At 71.7% G+C, this 16,152-nt stretch carries 12 protein-coding genes; 4 read left to right on the forward strand and 8 right to left on the reverse strand.

Features of this window, described 5'->3' with window-relative positions; genetic code table 11:
• Positions 1–94: 94 nt before the first annotated feature.
• From gap to uvrC, 6 genes are all read right to left on the reverse strand, one after another.
• On the reverse strand, positions 95–1,102 hold the full coding sequence (gap, locus tag ACIQNG_RS27275; protein ID WP_401427432.1) for a type I glyceraldehyde-3-phosphate dehydrogenase: 1,008 nt from the start codon (positions 1,100–1,102) through the stop codon (positions 95–97).
• Positions 1,103–1,311: 209 nt separating this feature from the next.
• The gene (locus tag ACIQNG_RS27280) at positions 1,312–4,290 is read right to left on the reverse strand and encodes a M14 family zinc carboxypeptidase (protein WP_401488620.1); all 2,979 of its coding nucleotides are present in this window, start codon (positions 4,288–4,290) and stop codon (positions 1,312–1,314) included.
• A 547-nt stretch (positions 4,291–4,837) separates the two neighbouring features.
• On the reverse strand, positions 4,838–5,827 hold the full coding sequence (whiA, locus tag ACIQNG_RS27285; protein ID WP_401427428.1) for a DNA-binding protein WhiA: 990 nt from the start codon (positions 5,825–5,827) through the stop codon (positions 4,838–4,840).
• Entirely contained in the window at positions 5,818–6,900 is a 1,083-nt protein-coding gene (gene yvcK / locus ACIQNG_RS27290) for a uridine diphosphate-N-acetylglucosamine-binding protein YvcK (protein WP_401488622.1), read from the reverse strand. The genes whiA and yvcK overlap by 10 nt, the downstream gene beginning before the upstream one ends.
• Positions 6,897–7,967: an RNase adapter RapZ gene (gene rapZ, locus ACIQNG_RS27295; protein WP_401488623.1), complete on the reverse strand. Its 1,071-nt coding sequence runs from the start codon at positions 7,965–7,967 to the stop codon at positions 6,897–6,899. Before rapZ ends, yvcK begins: the two co-directional genes overlap by 4 nt.
• Positions 7,964–10,093, reverse strand: coding sequence for an excinuclease ABC subunit UvrC (gene uvrC / locus ACIQNG_RS27300; RefSeq protein WP_401488624.1), 2,130 nt, complete (start codon positions 10,091–10,093; stop codon positions 7,964–7,966). The genes rapZ and uvrC overlap by 4 nt, the downstream gene beginning before the upstream one ends.
• A 370-nt stretch (positions 10,094–10,463) precedes the next feature.
• On the opposite strand from uvrC, the gene ACIQNG_RS27305 reads away from it, so the two are divergent.
• A complete protein-coding gene (locus ACIQNG_RS27305; protein ID WP_401488626.1) occupies positions 10,464–11,420 on the forward strand; it encodes a hypothetical protein in 957 nt (318 codons plus the stop codon).
• 56 nt (positions 11,421–11,476) lie between these two features.
• On the opposite strand, the gene ACIQNG_RS27310 is transcribed toward ACIQNG_RS27305, so the two are convergent.
• Entirely contained in the window at positions 11,477–11,908 is a 432-nt protein-coding gene (locus tag ACIQNG_RS27310; protein ID WP_401488628.1) for a Rieske (2Fe-2S) protein, read from the reverse strand.
• A gap of 530 nt (positions 11,909–12,438) precedes the next feature.
• Between ACIQNG_RS27310 and ACIQNG_RS27315 the strand changes: the two genes are divergently transcribed.
• Together ACIQNG_RS27315 and ACIQNG_RS27320 are read left to right on the forward strand one after the other, a co-directional pair.
• Positions 12,439–13,629, forward strand: coding sequence for a LacI family DNA-binding transcriptional regulator (locus ACIQNG_RS27315; protein ID WP_401488629.1), 1,191 nt, complete (start codon positions 12,439–12,441; stop codon positions 13,627–13,629).
• Positions 13,626–14,537 (forward strand): carbohydrate kinase, encoded by a 912-nt coding sequence (locus ACIQNG_RS27320; RefSeq protein ID WP_401427410.1) that lies wholly within the window; start codon positions 13,626–13,628, stop codon positions 14,535–14,537. Before ACIQNG_RS27315 ends, ACIQNG_RS27320 begins: the two co-directional genes overlap by 4 nt.
• Before the next feature lie 22 nt (positions 14,538–14,559).
• Here the strand turns inward: ACIQNG_RS27320 and ACIQNG_RS27325 are convergent, their stop codons facing one another.
• Complete coding sequence (locus ACIQNG_RS27325; protein WP_401488632.1) at positions 14,560–15,438, reverse strand: helix-turn-helix domain-containing protein; 879 nt, start codon at positions 15,436–15,438, stop codon at positions 14,560–14,562.
• Positions 15,439–15,538: 100 nt separating this feature from the next.
• Here ACIQNG_RS27325 and ACIQNG_RS27330 point away from each other — a divergent pair, with 100 nt between their 5' ends.
• Positions 15,539–16,123 (forward strand): YceI family protein, encoded by a 585-nt coding sequence (locus ACIQNG_RS27330; protein ID WP_401488634.1) that lies wholly within the window; start codon positions 15,539–15,541, stop codon positions 16,121–16,123.
• Positions 16,124–16,152 lie beyond the last annotated feature (29 nt).

A 16,152-nucleotide genomic window follows, 5' to 3' on the forward strand; every position in this document is an offset into this window, starting at 1 on the left:
CGGCTCGGCGGGGTCCGTACGTGCGTCAGGGCTCGGACAGCGCGGCCGTGCGCTGCCCGAGCCCTGCCTCACACGAAGTGGCCCGCGCTGGGGATCAGAGCTGGTCGCCGACGAAGACCGTGAGGTCGACGAGGCGGTTGGAGTAGCCCCACTCGTTGTCGTACCAGCCGAGGACCTTCACCGAGGTGCCCTCCTGGACCATGGTCAGGGAGGAGTCGAAGGTGCAGGAGGCCGGGTCGCTGACGATGTCGGAGGACACGATCGGGTCCTCGGTGTAGTAGAGGATGCCCTTCAGCTCGCCGTCGGCGGCCTTCTTGAACGCGGCGTTGACCTCGTCCTTGGTGACCTCGCGGCTCAGCTCCACGACCAGGTCGGTGACCGAGCCGGTGGGCACGGGCACGCGCATCGCCATGCCGTCGAGCTTGCCCTGGAGCTGCGGCAGCACCAGCGCGGTGGCCTTCGCGGCGCCCGTGGTGGTGGGGATGATGTTCTCCGCGGCGGCGCGGGCGCGGCGCAGGTCCGAGTGCGGGAAGTCCAGGATCCGCTGGTCGTTGGTGTACGCGTGGACCGTCGTCATCAGACCGCGGACGATGCCGAAGTTCTCGTCCAGGACCTTCGCCATGGGCGCCACACAGTTGGTGGTGCAGGAGGCGTTGGAGATGACGTGGTGGTTCGCCGGGTCGTACTGGTCCTGGTTGACGCCCATCACGATGGTGACGTCTTCGTTCTTCGCCGGGGCGGAGATGATGACCTTCTTGGCCCCACCGGCGATGTGCTTCTCGGCGTCCGCCTTCTTGGTGAAGATGCCGGTCGACTCGATGACGATGTCGACGCCCAGCTCGCCCCACGGGATGTCGGAGGGGTTGCGCTCGGAGAGCACCTTGATGGTGTGGCCGTCGACCGTGATGGTGTCGGCGGTGTGCGAGACCTCCTGCTTGAGGCGGCCCAGGATGGTGTCGTACTTGAGCAGGTGCGCGGTGGTGGCGGTGTCACCCAGGTCGTTGACAGCCACGATGTCGATGTCGGCGCCCTGGTCCAGCAGCGCGCGGAAATAGTTACGACCGATGCGGCCAAACCCGTTGATGCCTACGCGGATCGTCACGAACCGATCTCCTCGTTGCCTACGCCGGCTCTAGCTACCGGCGAGCTGTATTTGGGATGTCCCCGACCACCACCGACCCTACCTCTCCGATGCCGCCGGGGTGACATCGAGACGGCCTATACACGACACGGCGGCCCGTACCCATCGGTAGGGGGTACGGGCCGCCGCGATCGCCGTGCCGGAGGCTGTTCAGATGTGCGGCCGACGGCTCAACTGTCGAGCGAGGCGAGGGCCCGGCGGACGAGGGCCGCCCGGTCGGACGCCGATGTCAGATGCTCCAGGCCGAAGCCGAGGAGCACGGTGTCGTCGGTGGTCACGGCGCCGTGGGTGCGGAACAGCTCTCCGGTCCTGGCCCAGTCCTCGACCACGGCGGGGCTGCCGGTGGGCGGTCCCGGGACGGCCCAGGCGCCGAGCGAGGTCTCGAAGCCCTCGGTGCCGGTCGCCGTGCCGCCGACGACCAGTCCGGCCTCGTCGGCGAGGACACCGCGACCGCCGGTGCCCGGGTCGGTGACATAGCTCAGGGACAGCTCGACGGTCTTCCCGGCGTAGGCGGACAGGTCGAAGGAGACCTGCTGCCAGCCGCTGGAGGCGCCGGTGAGGCTGTTCCAGGAGCCGCTGGTGCCGGAGGCGGTGCAGCCGTCCGCGCCGCGGGTCAGATAGCGGGTGAGCGCGGGGTGGGCCTGGAGGAGGAACCCGGCCTCGCACTCGGCGGGCACGGTGGTGCCGGTGGCGCCGCCGGCCTCGGGGAGCGTGGTCCAGTCGTCACCGCCCGCGGTACGGGCCTCCAGCAGGGCGTGGTCGTAGCCCTCCTCGGTGTCCCACAGCAGCCGGGTGCTGAGGCTGGGCCGGTCGGCGGCGGTCACCGAGGTGAGGTCGATGGTGCGGGTGAGGCGGTTCCAGGCGTAGTCGGAGTGCTTGACGGCGGCCATGGAGGAGCCCGCGTACGGCCCGTACGGGTTGACTGTGCCGGGGTAGCCGCCCGCGCCCGCGCTGCGGAACTGCGGGTAGTCGGTCACCGGCAGGGTGTCGGAGGTCACGCTGAAGGACCCGGCGGTGTCGAGCGGGTTGCCGGGCGCGGCGCCGAGCGGTCCGGAGACGCCCGCCAGTCTGCCGCCGCCCTGGAAGGCGGTGGCGCCGGGCAGGCTCGTCCGGGAGTAGGCGCCGAGGTAGTACTGGCCGAAGTCGTTGGACGGGGTGCCGCCGCCGAGGTCGACATTGCCGCCGGCGCGCTCGCCCGCCTCGATCAGCCGGCCGCCCTCGTTGAGGTAGGCGCGCAGCTGGAGCTGGGTGGGGTTGCCGGGGACGGCGGCGCCCGTGTAGTGGACGACGGTGTCGAAGTGGCCGAGCACGCCGAGCGCGTCGGGGGCGCCCTGCTGGGCGACGTTCCAGACGACCGCCTTGCGGCCGTTGGCCTTCAGGGCGTCGACGTAGGTCCGGGCCTGGGTGGCCGCGGTACCGGCCGAGCCTTCCTCGGCGACGACGAGGGTGTCGGCGCGGGGCCGCTCGGCGACGGTGTAGGTGAAGCGCTGGCTCCTGACCTCCTTGCCGGAGCGGGTCTCGCCGGTGAACCACACCTCGACCCGGTCGCCGGGCCCGCCGTCCTCGACCTCGGCCCGGTACTCGTCGAAGTGGAGGTTGTCCTCACCGCCGTAGACCTCGCCGCCCTTCCAGGGCTTCAGGTTCTGGTCGTGGGTGCGGCCACCGTTGACCCGATACTTCAGCTCCTTGTCCCGCACGGACTTGCGGGCGACGACGGAGACCTCCTGGTCGCCGCCGCGCGCGTAGGAGGTGGTGAAGGGGGCCGGGGTGAAGTCGGGGGCGTCGATGCCGACCGAGGACTTGGGGCGGTCCGGGGTGGCGGCGGACTCGGCGACGGAGAGCGCGAAGGGGATGTTGGTCTCGAACTCCTTCTGGATCAGCCCCTCGTCGTCCGGGAAGTTGAAGCCGGACTGACAGTCGGCGGCGTTCCACTCGTCGTCCGGGTCACTGGCCGAGACGGTCTGGCAGGTGGACATCTCCGGGGTGAACATCGCGACGCCGTTGACGTTGGCCGCGTGTCCGTCCGCCTCGCCGTTGGTGGTGTACAGCTCGGAGGAGACCTGGGGGCGGTAGCCGGGGATGGCGGAGTTCTCGGGGGTGCCCGCGAGCGCCTTGTAGACGACGTCGTCCGGGGTCGAGGTGGCGACCTGCCAGCCGACGCCGTAGAGGAGGAGTTCGGCGGCGGAGTGGTAGTTGATGCCGTAGTCGAAGCCGATCCGGCGCTGGAAGGCGTCGATCGCCTTGGTCTCGGGCTCGGAACCCGGGCTCGCGCCGCGATACGTCTGGCTGGTGGGGTTCGGGGAGGAGCCCTCGTTGTCGTAGCCCCACTTGTAGGCGAAGTTGCGGTTGAGGTCGACGCCGTCGCCGGTGGAGATGGCGCCGTCGCCGTTCACGTCCCGCATGTTCTTGCGCCAGAGGCGGTTGTCCTCGTGCTCGAACGTGTAGTCGTAGCCGTCGGGGTTGGCCGAGAGCACGAACCACAGTTCGGTGGAGTCGACGATCTTCTTGATCCGCCGGTCGTCGTCGTACTTGTCCACGTAGTGGTGGAGGAGCCGCCGGGTCATCTCCGGGGTGATCCACTCGCGGGCGTGCTGGTTGGACATGTACAGCACGGAGGGCTTGGAGCCGTCCTTGGACGTCTTGGCGTTCTTGGTCAGCTTGAGGGCGAGGATGTTCTCGCCCTGGACCGTCCTGCCGATGGAGACGACCTTGGCGAGACCCGGGTTCTCCCGGGCCGTCCGCAGGATCTCCTCCTTGAGCCCCCCGCTGCCGCCGTACGGCCGGAAGACGCCGTCGGCGTTGGACTCGGTCCGGGCCTCGGCCCTGGCCGAGACCTTGTGCTCGGCGAGATCGACGCCCTGGTCCTGCAGCGCGTCGGCCTGCTCGTCGGTGAGGAAGACCTCGACGGACGCGGTGCCCTGCTCGGGCGCCTGCTCCGTGAGTTCGTGCGCGTCCTGGCCCGCGGCCAGCAGGAGCGGGATCTGCTCCTTGGTGACCTCGGCCCGGAACACCTTGACCTCGTCCGCGCCGGACGAGGTCGGGACGGCGGCGGGTGCGCTGCCGGGCTGTGCCTGGGCGATGGGTGCGATGAGCGCTCCGCTGGTCAGGAGCGCGCCGACAGCGAGGATCGATCTCGCTCTAGGTCTCATGAACCCCCCTAGCAAGTGTCCGCCACAGTGGCGAATGCCTGAAAGGCTCATGACACCTCATGATCGAGTCAAGGGTGCGGATCAAGACTGCGACACACCGGGGGCGGTGGGGGTGCGGTCGAGGGGAGTGGGGGAAGGGGGTGGGGGAAGGGGGTGGCGGGGCGGTGGGGTGGGCTGGACTCGGCGTTCCACCGCCTGTCTCCGTGGCGTACGACTGGCCTGATCCGTGTGCCGTACGAGCGGGCCGGCCGCTGTCGCGTGTGTGCGGGCCGGCCGCTGTCGCGTATGTGTGCGTCGGCCGCTGTCGCGTACGAAGGGGCTGGCCGCTGTCGCGTACGAGCGGGCCGGGCTTCGTGGGGGAGCGCCGCCTCGGCGCCGTCGGGCATGACCGGATCGGACCCGAGGGTTGTTGCGTACGGTCGGAACGGCCTCGTCGGGTACGACCGGACCGTTTCCGGCTCCGACTCCGGCTCCGACTCCTGCGAGCGCCCCCGTTGTGTACGGGCCCGGACCCGGCCCCGTTGCGTGGGGTCGGGTCCGTTCGGGGTCAGCCGGCGACCGTGTCGACCAGGTCCTCGCTGAGGTTGGCGTCCGTGCCCGGGATGCCCAGGTCCGTGGCGCGCTTGTCGGCCATGGCGAGCAGCCGGCGGATCCGGCCGGCCACGGCGTCCTTGGTCAGCGGCGGGTCGGCGAGCGCGCCCAGCTCCTCCAGCGAGGCTTGCTTGTGCTCCATGCGCAGCCGCCCGGCCGCGGCGAGGTGCTCGGGGACCTCGTCGCCGAGGATCTCCAGCGCGCGGGCCACCCGCGCCCCGGCGGCGACGGCGGCGCGGGCCGACCGCCGCAGGTTGGCGTCGTCGAAGTTGGCCAGCCGGTTGGCGGTGGCACGGACCTCGCGCCGCATCCGGCGCTCCTCCCACGCCAGCACCGACTCATGCGCGCCGAGCCGGGTGAGGAGCGCGCCGATCGCGTCGCCGTCGCGGACCACCACCCGGTCCACGCCCCGCACCTCACGGGCCTTCGCGGCGATCGACAGCCGACGCGCGGCGCCGACCAGCGCGAGCGCGGCCTCGGGGCCGGGGCAGGTCACCTCCAGGGAGGAGGACCGGCCGGGCTCGGTGAGCGAACCGTGGGCGAGGAACGCGCCCCGCCAAGCCGCCTCGGCATCGCAGGTGGCCCCGGAGACCACCTGCGGCGGCAGCCCCCGGATGGGCCGGCCCCGTCCGTCGACCAGGCCGGTCTGCCGGGCCAGCTGATCGCCGCCGGCGACCACCCGCACCACGTACCGCGAACCGCGGCGCAGCCCGCCCGGTGCCATCACGATCAGTTCCGAGCTGTGCCCGAAGATCTCCAGGATGTCCCGCTTGAGGCGGCGGGCCGCCATCGCCGTGTCCAGCTCCGCCTCGATCACAATGCGCCCGCTCACCAGGTGAAGGCCGCCGGCGAACCGCAGAATCGCGGAGACCTCCGCCTTTCTGCAGCAGGTCCGGGTGACGGGGAGCCGGGAGATCTCGTCCTTCACCGCTGCCGTCATCGCCATGGGCCGATCCTTCCATGCATCCGAAAAATACGGTCGTACGCGGCGGCCAGCAGCTCCGGGTCGTGCCGCGGAGTGCCGTCGGTCCGGGCCACCGTCGCCAGCTCCACCGCGGCTCCGAACCGCTTGGCGGCGTCGGTCAGCGAGTCGCGGTCGGGTACGGCGGCCAAGTCGGCCAGCACCACGTCCAGGGCGAGTTTAGGGGCGTGTCGTCCCAAAACCTCCAAATGACGCTGCGGGGAGAAGCCGTCGGTTTCTCCGGGCTGCGGGGCGAGGTTCAGCGAGAGTACCCGGCGGGCCTTGGTCTCGGTCAGCGCGTCGAGCAGCTCGGGCACCAGCAGATGCGGGATGACCGACGAGAACCAGGAGCCGGGGCCGAGCACCACCCAGTCGGCGTCCAGCACCGCCGCCACCGCCTCCGGCACGGCCGGCGGGTCGTTCGGCACCAGGTGGACCGACTGGACCTCGCCCGGGGTGAGCGCCACATTGGCCTGTCCGCGCACGGTGTCGACCTGTTCGGGAAGGACCGGGTCGTGGCCGCGCACCAGGGCCTGGAGCTCCAGCGGCACGGCCGACATCGGCAGTACCCGGCCGTGCGCGCCGAGCAGTCTGCCGACCAGGTCGAGGGCCTGCACATGGTCGCCGAGCTGTTCCCAGAGGGCGACGATCAGCAGATTGCCCACGGCGTGGCCGTGCATCTCGCCCTCGGACTGGAAGCGGTGCTGGATGACCCGGGCCCAGGTCTGCCCCCAGTCGTCGTCCCCGCACAGCGCGGCCAGCGCCTTGCGCAGATCGCCGGGCGGCAGCACACCCATCTCGTCGCGCAGCCGCCCGCTGGAGCCGCCGTCGTCGGCCACGGTGACGACGGCGGTGAGGTCGCCGGTGATCCGGCGCAGCGCGGCGAGCGAGGCGGACAGGCCCATGCCACCGCCGAGCGCGACCACCTTGGGCTGGGCGCCCCTGCGGCGCGTCCGGCCGCCGCGCACGGCCGGGGCCGACCGGCCTTCGGTCGCCGTCCGACGGCCCTCGGCCGCCGTCCGGCGCAGTCGGCCCAGCCGGGGATTACGGTCGGTCATTCGCGTCCCATGTCCCGGTGGACGACCACCGTCTCCACACCTTCGGCCGCGAGGCGTGCGGCGAGCTTCTCCGACATCGCGACCGAGCGGTGCTTGCCGCCGGTGCAGCCGATGGCGATGGTCACATACCGCTTGCCCTCACGGCGGTACCCGGCCGCGATCAGCCGCAGCAGCTCGGCATAGCGGTCGAGGAAGTCCTTGGCGCCGGGCTGGTTGAAGACATACCCGGCGACCTCCTCGTTGAGGCCGGTGAAGGGCCGCAGCTCCGGCACCCAGTGCGGGTTGGGCAGGAACCGCATGTCCGCCACCAGGTCGGCGTCGACCGGCAGCCCGTACTTGAAGCCGAACGACATCACCGTCGCCCGCAGCTCCGGCTCCTCCTCCCCGGCGAACTGGGCGTCCATCTTGGCGCGCAGCTCATGCACATTGAGGCTGGAGGTGTCGATCACCAGGTCGGCGTCACCGCGCAGCTCGCGCAGCAGTTCGCGCTCGGCGGCGATGCCGTCCACGATCCGGCCGTCGCCCTGGAGCGGGTGCGGGCGGCGCACCGACTCGAAGCGGCGCACCAGCGCGTCGTCCGAGGACTCCAGGAACACGATCCGCCGGGTGACGTGCTTGGACTCCAGGTCGGCGAGCGACTCGCGGAGGTTGTCGAAGAACCGCCGCCCCCGTACGTCGACCACGACCGCGATCCGCGCCACATTGCCCTGCGAGCGGGCGCCCAGCTCCACCATGGTGGGGATCAGCGCGGGCGGCAGGTTGTCGACCACGAACCAGCCGAGGTCCTCCAGACACTTGGCCGCGGTGGACCGGCCGGCCCCGGACATACCGGAGATGATCACCAGTTCGGGGATGGCCGTGTCCGGGATGCCCGGCGCCGAGGCGTCCGCGCTCACCTGCTCTCCTTCGCGCTGCTGCGGCCCGCTGTCGCCCTGGGCCGCCTGCCCGGCGCCCTGCGCGCCCGGCTCGGGGTCGTGCTGCCGCGCACCGGGGCGGGTGGCGTCCGCGCCTGTCTCATGGGGCGCGGTTCCCTGTTCTGATGTGCTCTGCTTCTCGTGCTCGTTCATGTCTCCATCCCCCGTCGCTCGTCCGGGGTGCTCGCTGTCACGGGCTCCCCTGGTGAGGCCCCCGCCGTCGTCTCGGGCGCCTCGTCGTCCTGGTCCTCCATGATCTCCCCGGTCGCCGTGTTCACGGCGGGTGCGGCCGGGGCCGCCCGGGCGAGGGCCGCGGCCACGGTCTCCGCCGTCTTACGGCCTATGCCCGGGACCTCACAGATCTGATCAATTGTCGCGGATCTCAGCTTCTTCACCGAACCGAAGTGCTTGATGAGCGCCTGCTTACGGGTCTCGCCCAGTCCGGGGACCTCGTCCAGCGGGCCGGCCCGGAAGCGCTTGGCCCGTTTGCTGCGCTGGTAGGTGATGGCGAAACGGTGCGCCTCGTCGCGGACGCGCTGGAGCAGATAGAGGCCCTCGCTGGTGCGGGGCAGGACGACCGGGTCCTCGTCGTCCGGCAGCCACACCTCCTCCAGCCGCTTGGCCAGCCCGCACACCGCGATGTCGTCGATCCCCAGTTCGTCCAGGGCACGGCGGGCCGCCAGCACCTGGGGGCGTCCGCCGTCGACCACCACGAGCTGCGGCGGATAGGCGAACTTCTTCGGCCGCCCGTCGTCGTCCTTGAGCCCCGCGACGGGCAGCAGGTCGTCGCCGTCCGTGCTGGTCAGGTCGGTGTCGGCGCCGTTTGTGAGGGGGGTGTCCGCCGTCAGGCCGCCCTCGTCGCCCCACTCCCCGGTGCGCTCCTTCTCGGCGAGGTAGCGCCGGAAGCGGCGGGTGATCACCTCGTGCATGGACCGGACGTCGTCCTGGCCCTCGAAGCTCTTGATCTGGAAGCGGCGGTACTCGCTCTTGCGCTGGAGGCCGTCCTCGAACACGACCATGGACGCCACCACGTCGTCGCCCTGGAGATGGGAGATGTCGTAGCACTCGATCCGCAGCGGGGCGCTGTCCAGATCGAGGGCCTCGGCGATCTCCTCCAGCGCGCGGGAGCGGGTGGTCAGGTCGGAGGCGCGCTTGGTCTTGTGCAGCACGAGCGACTGCTGGGCATTGCGCTGCACGGTCTCCATCAGCGCCTTCTTGTCGCCGCGCTGCGGGATCCGCAGGGAGACCTGGGAGCCGCGCCGGTCGGCGAGCCACTGCTGGACCGGTTCGACCGGGTCGGGCAGGGCCGGGACCAGCACCTCCTTGGGCACGGCGTCCCCGCTCTCCTCGCCGTACAACTGCTGGAGGGCGTGTTCGACCAGGGCGCCGGTGGTGATCTCCTCGACCTTGTCGGTGACCCAGCCGCGCTGGCCGCGCACCCGTCCGCCGCGCACATGGAAGATCTGCACGGCCGCTTCCAGCTCGTCCTCGGCGACCGCGATGAGATCGGCGTCGGTCGCGTCGGCGAGCACGACCGCGTTCTTCTCCATGGCCTTCTTCAGGGCCTCGATGTCGTCGCGCAGCCGGGCGGCCCGCTCGTACTCCATCTCGTCGGCCGCCTCCATCATCCGCTTCTCCAGGCGGCGCAGATAGGTGCCGGTGCGGCCGGCCATGAAGTCGCAGAACTCCTCGGCGAGTTCCCGGTGGTCCTCGGGGGAGATCCGGCCGACGCAGGGCGCGGAGCACTTGCCGATGTAGCCGAGCAGACAGGGGCGGCCGGTGCGGGAGGCGTTCTTGAAGACACCGGCCGAGCACGTACGCACCGGGAAGACCCGCAGGAGCAGGTCGACGGTGTCGCGGATCGCCCAGGCGTGTCCGTACGGTCCGAAGTAGCGGACGCCCTTTTTCTTCTGACCGCGCATCACCTGGACGCGTGGGAACTCCTCGTTCATCGTCACCGCGAGATACGGGTAGCTCTTGTCGTCGCGGTACTTGACGTTGAACCTGGGGTCGTACTCCTTGATCCAGGAGTACTCCAGCTGGAGGGCCTCGACCTCCGTGGACACCACCGTCCACTCCACGGACGTGGCCGTGGTGACCATCGTGCGGGTGCGCGGGTGGAGTCCGGCCAGGTCCTGGAAGTAGTTCGCCAGGCGCTGACGCAGGCTCTTCGCCTTCCCGACGTAGATCACCCGGCGGTGCTCGTCGCGGAATCGGTACACCCCCGGGGAGTCCGGGATCTCACCCGGCCTGGGGCGGTAGCTGGAGGGATCGGCCATGTCTCCAACCCTACTGGCGAGCAGTGACACTCCGTGCTGCCTGCGAACCACCCCGGCCATCACTCTGCGTAATCATGTTCGACCGTCTCCTCCCCCACCCCGCCGGGGGAGGCCGTTCCGGTCCCCTGGCACCCCCGGGCCCCACCCCCGGACAACCCGACCACACCCAGGACACCCCGTCCGGAAGTACGACCCTGTTGGGCAACAGGTGTTGTCGGGACTTGGTCAACACGCTTCAATGCGGGGGAACTCGGGGCAGAGAACGACGGCGCGACGGAGCGAAGCACGGCCCGGCGCCGACGGGGGTGGCCCCACGACCGGCGCGAACGGTCCGACCAGCCGTAGCGAACAGTGACAGAAAGGCCCCTGCATGCCGCACGCCACTCAGCCCGTGGAACAGCAGGACATCACCACCACGGAACTGGACTCGGCCCTGCGAGGCGGACCCTTCCACGTCGCCCTGCGCGCCGCGATCGCCGCCCGGGGACTGCCGCTCCAGCGCGTCCAGCACCATCTGACGCGGCACGGTGTGAAGGTCGGCGTCACGAGCCTGAGTTACTGGCAGCAGGGCGCCCGCCGCCCGCAGCGCCCCGAGTCCCTGCGTGCCGTACGCGCCCTGGAGGAGATCCTGCAACTGCCCGAGGAGTCCTTGATACGGCTCCTCGGCGACGCCGACGAACGCCACCCCACCGGCTCACGCGCCGCCGCCCGCTCCTACCGCTCCCTCGTCGCGGCCTCCGGCGTCCTGGAACAACTCCTCGACGACCTCGGCATCCCCCTTGACGGCGGGCTGCACATGCTCGGCCACCACGAGCGCGTCGACATCGGCCCGCGCCGCGAACTCCTCGGCCGCGACTCCCACCACATCGTGCGCGCCCACCGCGACGGGGTGGACCGCTTCGTCGCCGTCCACCACGGCGACCCCGGCTGCCTCCCCGACCGGATGGCCGTGCACGCCCTGGAGAACTGCCGCACCGGCCGCGTCCGCCGCCATCAGGACACCGGCGTCCTCGTCGCCGAACTCCATTTCGACACCCGTCTGCGCGCCGGCGACACCCATCTCTTCCGGTACGCCGTCGAGGACGGCACCGCGGACGCCTGCGGCGAGTACGTCCGTGGCTTCGGCCCCGCGGGGGGTCAGTACGCGCTCCAGATCCGCTTCCACGAGCACACCCTCCCGGTGCGCTGCCACCGCTTCGCCCAGCACTCGGCGGCGGCACCCCGCAGCGGCCGTCAGGAGTTGCCCCTCACCGCCCACCACTCGGTGCACTTCGTCGAGCCTAGGGTCCGCTCGGGCATCCTCGGCATCGACTGGGACTGGGAGTGACACCCCCACCACCCCACGCCGACCGGGCTGATCCGAACGACAGGCCCTGGCTATAGCTAGGCGTCCGGCCCGACCACCAGTCGTCCGTTCTCCGCGCGTACGGACAGCTTCGGCAACGCCACGGTGGCCGGGCCCTCCAGCACCTCACCGGTCATCGCGTCGAACTCGCTGCCGTGGCAGGGGCAGATCAGCCGCGTCCCCTCCATCTTGTGGATCGCGCAGCCCGCGTGCGTGCACACCGTGCCGTACGCCGTCATCGCGCCGTCGTAGGACCGGCTGACGACCACGTTGTGGTCCCGGTAGAACGCGGCCCCGCCGCTCGCGACCTCGCCCTCCGCCCCGACCTCCACCGGCCCGGTCGGCGTGGCGGGCCTCGCCCCCTTGTCCCCGGGCGAGCAGGCGGCCGTCCCCAGCCCCGCCGCGACCGGCGCGACCACCGCTCCCCGCAGAACGGTACGACGGCTCGCTGAGGGACTGGTGCCGGGCATGAGGTCTCCACGTGCGGGTGTTCGAGCGGTGCGGGACGACGATAACCGACGGTCAGAGGGCCGGAGGGCGGGGGTACGGCCCGACGTCGGGCCGAGGGGGCGCGGGAAGCAGGGAGAGGCGCGGGGAGCAGGGAGAGGCGCGGGGAGCAGGGAGAGGCGCGGGGAGCAGGGAGAGGCGCGGGGAGCAGGGAGAGGCGCGGGGAGCAGGGAGAGGCGCGGGAAGGGCCCGCCGGGTGGCGTAAACGCTTGCGCAAGCGTTTACGCGGGGGCCGGGATGGGATACGTTCCGGGCCTGAACAGCGTGCCGAGCCGAGGTGAGGAGCCGACGTGACGAGCCCGGCTCGGCGGCAGCTCGGCGGCGCGCAGAGTCGGCGGGCGGCGGCTCGGCGGCTGGCGGCTGGCGGCTGGCGGCTGGCGGCTCGGCAACTCAACAGCTCGACGGCTCGACGGCTCGACGGCTCGACGGCTCGACGGCTCGACGGCTCGACGGCTCGACGGCGTGATCGGACATCCCGGAGGGGGACGGCACCATGGCGACGATGGCCGATGTGGCGCGCTGCGCGGGTGTCTCCGTGGCGACGGTCTCCCATGTCCTGAACGGCACCCGCCCCGTCCTCCCCCACACCCGCCAGGCCGTCCTGGACGCCGTCGAGGAACTCGGCTACACCCCCAACACCCTGGCCCGCTCCCTGGTGACCTCCCGCACCCGCTCCATCGGGCTCGCCGTGTCGGCGATCAGCAACCCCTACTTCACGGAGATCCTCCAGGGCGTCGAGGCCGCGGCCCTGGAACACGGCTACAGCCTGCTCATCGCCGATCCGCACGACGACCCCGACCATGAGCGCAAGGTCGTCCGGCTGCTGCACGAACGCCGCGTGGACGGCCTGATCCTCGCCCCCTCGGCCGACCCGCACGCGGCCCTCGCCCATCTCCTCCGCCACAACGTCCCCACCGTCCTCCTGGACCGCCTGGTCCACTCCCCCACGGCCCACAGCGACCCCGGGGAGCCCAGGGACACCAGAGACCCCAGGGACACCAGGGACCCTGAGGACCGCAGGGACACCGAGGACCCCGGTCCCGCCGGCCCCCGCTTCGACCAGGTCTGCGCCGAGAACACCGAGCCCATGAGCCGGCTCGTCACCCATCTCGCCGACCTGGGCCATCGCCGCATCGCCCTGGTCGCGGGCCTTCCCGGACTGAGTACCACCAGCGAGCGCATCGTCGGCTACCGCGAGGGCCTCACCCTCGCCGGACTCCCCCACGACGGGTGTCTCCTCGTCCACGGCGACTCGACCTCGCGGGCCGCCGAGCGGGCCACCGACACCCTGCTCTCCCTGCCCACCCCGCCGACCGCCCTGGTCACCGGCAACAACGCCATGACCATCGGCGCCCTGCGCACCCTGCGCGCCCGGGGACTCTCCGTCCCCCACGACCTCGCCCTGTGCTGCTTCGACGACTTCGCCTGGGCGGATCTCTTCTCCCCCCGCCTCACCGCGATCGCCCAGCCCAGCAAGGAGATCGGCGCCCAGGCCGTACGGATCCTGCTGGACCGTCTCGCCGACCCGCACCGCCCCGCCCGTACCGTCCGTCTCCCCTGCGCCTTCGTCCACCGCACCTCCTGCGGCTGCCCGGACGAGCCGATCGGGGCGGGTACCGACGGGCGCCGTCCGTCCGCACAGCCGTCCCTCCGCCCGGAGCCCGAGAGAGGAACCCTCCCGTGATCGTCGTCGCCGGTGAAGCCCTGATCGATCTGGTGCCCCAGGACACCGGCGCCCTCGCGCCCCTGCGGCCCGCCCTCGGTGGAGGCCCCTACAACACCGCCGTCGCCCTCGGCCGCCTCGGCTCGCCCACCGCCTTCTCCTCCCGCGTCTCGCGGGACGCCTTCGGCGAGGCCCTCCTCGACGGGCTGCGCCGGGCCGGTGTCGACGTCTCCTCCGTGCAACGCGGCACCGAGCCCACCACCCTCGCCGTGGCCACCCTCGACGCCGGCGGCTCCGCCGCCTACGGGTTCTACGTGGACGGCACCGCCGACCGCCTCTTCACCGCCCCCGACCGGCTTCCCGCCGCCACCCGCGCCGTCTCCTTCGGCACCTGCTCACTCGTCCTCGAACCGGGCGCCACCGCCTACGAGGAACTGCTGCGGTCCGCCGCCGCCCGAGGCGTGTTCACCGCTCTGGACCCGAACATCCGTGCCGTCCTGATCCCCGACGCCGACGCCTACCGCGCCCGGTTCCGGGGATGGCTGCCGTCCGTGGACCTCCTCAAGCTCTCCGAGGAGGACGCCCACTGGCTGGGCGGCACCCCGCGCGCGTGGCTCGCCGAGGGACCCGCCGCCGTGGTGGTCACCCATGGTGGGGACGGTATGAGCGTCTTCACCCGGGACGGCTCCGAGTACTCCGTCCCCGGCGAGAAGGTCGAGGTGGTCGACACCATCGGCGCCGGTGACACCGTCAACGCCGCCCTGCTCCACGGGCTGTCCGAACAGGACGCCCTCTCCGTCCCGGCCCTGGCCGCCCTGGGCCGGGACGGCTGGACCAGGCTGCTGCGCTTCGCCGCCCGCGCCGCCGCGATCACCTGCTCCCGCGCGGGAGCGGAGCCGCCCTATGCGTCCGAGGTGGGCCGGTTCTGACCCGCGCCGGACCGGGGCCGGGTCACAGACGGTTGCGCCCGCCGACCGCCCGCAGCGCCCCCGGCGTGCGCCCGTTGAGGGTGTCGAGGGCGCGCGCGGTCGCCTCGTCGGCCGGGAGGTGGACCACGAGGCGCTGGCCGTCGTCGGGCAGGGCGAGGGACTCGAACGACAGCCGGAGCCTGCCCGCCTCGGGGTGCTCGACCAGATCGATCCCGGACCGTACGGGCATCGCCGGTACGGCGTCGATCCGGTCGGTGAACTCGGCCCCCGCCGTGACCGTCAGTTCGTCCGCCAGTGCCTTGACGTGGGGGTCGTGCCGAGGCACTTCGTTGCGGAGATAGGCGATCTGCTCATCGGCGACCCGGCCCCAGCCGGGGAACACGGCACGGGCCCGGTCGTCGGTGAACACCCACCGCACCAGGTTCGGCGGTCGGTCCTCGGTCCGGTCGAGCACGCCGAGCGGGCGGGCGAACCGCTCGTAGCCGTGCGTGTGGGCGACGATGTCGCCGAGCCAGTTGACCAGCACGGCGGGGGTGGGCTCCAGCCGGTCCAGGAGAACCCGCACGGTGGGCCGGACCGTCAGCGCGGGCGGCGGGACGGCGGTGCAGAGCAGTTTGTCGGCACCGGACTCCTTGGCCAGCCGGTAGAGCAGGATCCGCTCGGGCGCTTTGAGGAGCAGCGCGTCCCCGAGCGCGCCCAGGACCTGCGGCGAGGGGTTGCGGTCGCGCCCTTGTTCGAGCCGGATGAGGTACTCGACGCTGACGCCGGCGAGCGTCGCCAACTCGGCCCGGCGCAGCCCCGGGGTACGGCGCCGTGGGCCCTCGGGGAGTCCCACCGCGGCCGGGGTGACGGCTTCACGGCGGGTGCGCAGGAAGACGCCGAGTGGGTTGATGTCGCTCACCGGTCGAACGTACAACGCGGTCCGCCGCACAGGGTGGCCCTGTCACTACCACCATCGGCACGGTCTCCCTCCGGGCGCGGGCCCGCCCGATGGTGGGGGCATGACTGATGACAACCGCTCCGGCTCGCCGGTCGCCACCGCCCTGCCCCTGTCGCCCGGTGAGTGGGTGCTCGACCCGCTCCACTCGGCTGTGAACTTCACCATCCGCCACCTCGGGATCGCCAAGGTGCGTGGACGGTTCGCCGATGTACAGGCCGAGTTGTACATCGGTCGGACGGCCGAGGAGGTGCGGGTCCGCGCGGAGATCGCCCTCGCCTCGATCGACACGGGGAACGCCGACCGGGACGCGCACACCCGGGCCGCCGATCTGCTGGACGTGGAGAAGCGTCCGACGATGACGTTCCACTCGACGCGGGTGTACGGCGCGGGCGGGGACTGGACGATGGAGGGCGACGTGACCATCGGGGACGTGACCCGCCCGGTGCCGTTCGCCATCGAGTTCGGCGGGGTGAGCGACGCTCCCGGGGACGAGCGCAGGCACGCCGGTTTCGAGGCGACCGGGGAGATCCGGCGCAGCGAGTTCGGGCTGGGCTTCGCGGCCGGACTACTCGGTGATGTTGTCAAGGTGCAGTTGGACATGCAGTTCATCGAGCCGGTGGGACAGAACGGCTCTGAGCTGCACTGAATCGACAACGGGCGGTGTGCCGCGGGGAG

Source organism: Streptomyces sp. NPDC091377 (genome assembly GCF_044757045.1).
GTDB lineage: Bacteria > Actinomycetota > Actinomycetes > Streptomycetales > Streptomycetaceae > Streptomyces.